4 protein-coding genes are annotated in these 2857 nt (G+C 58.2%); 3 read left to right on the forward strand and 1 reads right to left on the reverse strand.

What is annotated here, in order from left to right:
* On the forward strand, nucleotides 1–200 hold a 200-nt coding region (locus tag A9J21_RS32335; protein ID WP_231906927.1), incomplete at its 5' end, for a hypothetical protein.
* 337 nt (nucleotides 201–537) lie between these two features.
* Here the strand turns inward: A9J21_RS32335 and A9J21_RS31560 are convergent.
* Entirely contained in the window at nucleotides 538–1239 is a 702-nt protein-coding gene (locus A9J21_RS31560) for a hypothetical protein (protein ID WP_156545886.1), read from the reverse strand.
* Between the two features lie 535 nt (nucleotides 1240–1774).
* On the opposite strand from A9J21_RS31560, the gene A9J21_RS31000 reads away from it, so the two are divergent.
* Nucleotides 1775–2125 (forward strand): YHYH domain-containing protein, encoded by a 351-nt coding sequence (locus A9J21_RS31000; RefSeq protein WP_156545888.1) that lies wholly within the window; start codon nucleotides 1775–1777, stop codon nucleotides 2123–2125.
* A gap of 127 nt (nucleotides 2126–2252) precedes the next feature.
* On the forward strand, nucleotides 2253–2699 hold the full coding sequence (locus A9J21_RS14020; RefSeq protein WP_066736562.1) for an HU family DNA-binding protein: 447 nt from the start codon (nucleotides 2253–2255) through the stop codon (nucleotides 2697–2699).
* Nucleotides 2700–2857: the final 158 nt, after the last annotated feature.

The raw sequence follows: 2857 nt of genomic DNA on the forward strand, positions 1-2857 counted from the left end.
AGCAGGACAGTGTTCTACACGTGGGTCAACATTCGATGCAAATTACCGGGTCAGGTGGGTCAGTTCTCAGTGCAAATCAACACTTTCAATATTTGCTCGACCTGCTGATTGGAAAGCAGGTTCCGGCCCACTTTACGCAGAACCTCGTCCTTGAGGGCTTGCGGTGCCGGCTCTTGGTAATTGTCCATATGAGCTTATGAAGGCGTGAATCGCGCTACCGCAACGGCTTGCCAACTCTGGTGTGCCGATCGAAGGAATAGACGTGCTCGGAGGGATGTTCGTCGCAGCGGCCGACAAGCCTGCCTGGAAAATCCTTCCGGCCGTCGTGCAGGTAAACGTGTTCACTGCAGATTGGGCAACGTCCTGAGTACCTCACCAGCCGGACAATCCGAACAGATTGCCCATCCTCCATGTTCTCCTTTGCAGCCTCAAGTTGAACGCCTCGTTCGCGCAGGGAGACTAGTGCGTCCGGGGCCATGATTATCCGGCGGTCAATCAGTGTCCAGAATGGCCGAAAGAGCGTGTACCCCACCCAGCCTACCAGGCCGGCAAGCAGCAAAAGAGCGAAAAGCTGTCCGCTGGGCAACCGCGCGGCCTGAGTTGTGACGATGACCCAGAGGACAAGAAGCACGCAGCCAACGATAGCCATGCCGCCCAGCCCGTAGGCGAGGAACAGATTTCGACGCCATCCTTTGAGGGCGAAACCAGCTTCGACCAGTGGCCTGACCCAAAATGAGGTCTCAGAGTCACGTCGCGTACATAAGCAATGCCATTAACGGGCGGGGCCTCAGCTTGCCCCTCCACCTGTGGTACTGGCAGGAAAGCGATGCCATAGGTCGAGCTGTTACCGGCTCCGCCGCTACTAGCAGTCTTTCTTGGCCAGGCATAAAAGGGGAGATGAGCCTGCCCTGCAGTGTCCTGCATACCCGCTTCGCGCTCGTCCATCCGGCGCTTAAGCTTGGCCCATATGCCCGCGAGCCATCTTGTTGCGTCTTCGGGCGCCACGTTATGGCTGACCAAACCGGCGATGTTTGCTGAGTTGTACTCGGCAGGTTGCTTGCCGTTGCGCAGACGTTCGAGCGCATCCTCTGCTAGGGCTCGCGCTACCTTTATGGCCCACATTTCGCGCTCGTCTGGCCGGCAAAAGTAGTCGAGGAACGCGACAAGCGCCGCCTCTTGCTCCAGGAAGGTTGGTAGGTGCTCGGAGTCCGTCGTGTCGACCATGTCTTTGATTTGCATGGAAAAAATTCTGTGCGTTACAGTTCTTTCCACTGTTGGAGACTATTTGTAGAGCGCGCTGACCACTAGCCTGACCACTCTTTCAACGACGGAGGGTCATATGTTTCAGCGAGACGGAGTATGGACGTTTTCTGTGTACGGGGTGACCGTGCGGGTCCGGGAATTGCCGATAAACAACATCGTGGTATTCCACTCCCTGTGTGAGCCAGTCCGGGAACTCATAGAGCCGATTTGCCGGGGCCGAGGGTACTGGAGCGCTCAGTACAACAACTGGATTGTGTTCGAGCAGTTCAAGGGCGTTGTTCTGGATGAGTTGGCACGAGTCGGAAGGTCGATGCAGTAGTGGAGGGAGGGGCAGCCAGGGGCCAATGCGGTGGCCTGGCTGCATTCTCGTCGTCTAGGCGGGATACCTGCGATCGCGAAGAGGCTTCCTACTATCGCGGGATGGTCAGCGGTCGGTCATTGGCAGGAAAATCTGCCGCATGCGCCGGAACTTCCGACGCACACATACAAAAAACTAAAGGGACGGGGTTCCATGAAAATTCAGTCGACGCGGCATCTTGGCGGCGTTCTAGATGCATGCAAGTGGGGCTTCTTCGCCTGCATTGCAGGTTTGCTGTTCACCGGTACAGCGTTCGCCCATGGCGGCGGCCTGGATGCTGATGGATGCCACACGAACCGCAAGACTGGGGAATATCACTGCCACCGGGGCGGCGGGCGCGCCTCTACGGGTACTGTGCCTACCCCAAGCACAGTGGGCGTAAGATCGGCAAACTCTTTTGTCTCAACCCGCAGTGCTCCGTCCGCGCAGACCTGCTACACGGGACCGCGGGGCGGAACCTATACCATCACCGCGAGCGGGCGAAAGAATTACGGCGGTTGCTAGGCAGCCGTTATCCACGGGGCGACTAGCCGGAGGGGAGTTTCGCATTCCCCCATTGCACGCCTACGCTAGTTTTCGCTATGCTGCGCGGATTCCGGCAATCGTGCCGGTATTTTGCGACAGGAGCCACATGGCAACGAAGAAGACGGCCGCACCGAAGACTGCGGCAAAGAAGGCGGCAGCACCGGCAAAGAAGGCTGCACCCGTAGCAAAGAAGGCGGCTCCGGCGGCGAAGAAGGTGGCCGCAGCAGCGCCGGTCGCAAAGCCGCTGAAGGATACGTTCAACAAGTCGAGCCTGCTGGCCCACCTGGTTGCCCAGACTGAACTGGACAAGAAGACGGTGCAAACGGTCCTGTCGCACCTCGAGAACACTATCGTGAGCTCGATCCACAAGAAGGGCGCTGGCGAGTTCACGCTGCCGGGCCTGTTCAAAGTGTCGGCCATCCAGGTGCCGGCGACGAAGAAGCGCTTCGGCAAGAATCCGTTCACTGGCCAAGATCAGTGGTTTGCTGCTAAGCCGGCATCGGTGAAGGTCAAGGTTCGTCCGCTGAAGAAGCTGAAGGACGCGGCTATTTAAGAGCGAGTCGAGCGGGAGCGAATAAGGGGGAGTGCTCGCTCTCCCTTATTGTTTGTCCAGCATCGGAGTGACGTCTAGCAGGCTGCTGAAATACCTCCAGCGGACGTCAGCGCGACGACTGGATGAAGCGTTGATTTGAGGATCCCACCCAACGCTAC

The sequence above is a fragment of the Cupriavidus sp. D384 genome (genome assembly GCF_001652915.1).
Classification (GTDB): domain Bacteria; phylum Pseudomonadota; class Gammaproteobacteria; order Burkholderiales; family Burkholderiaceae; genus Cupriavidus.

Coding starts and splice junctions, on each gene's coding strand:
- A9J21_RS14020 (WP_066736562.1), top strand. CDS start 2,253: ATGGCAACGAAGAAGACGGCCGCACCGAAGACTGCGGCAAAGAAGGCG.
- A9J21_RS31560 (WP_156545886.1), bottom strand. CDS start 1,239: ATGCAAATCAAAGACATGGTCGACACGACGGACTCCGAGCACCTACCA.
- A9J21_RS31000 (WP_156545888.1), top strand. CDS start 1,775: ATGAAAATTCAGTCGACGCGGCATCTTGGCGGCGTTCTAGATGCATGC.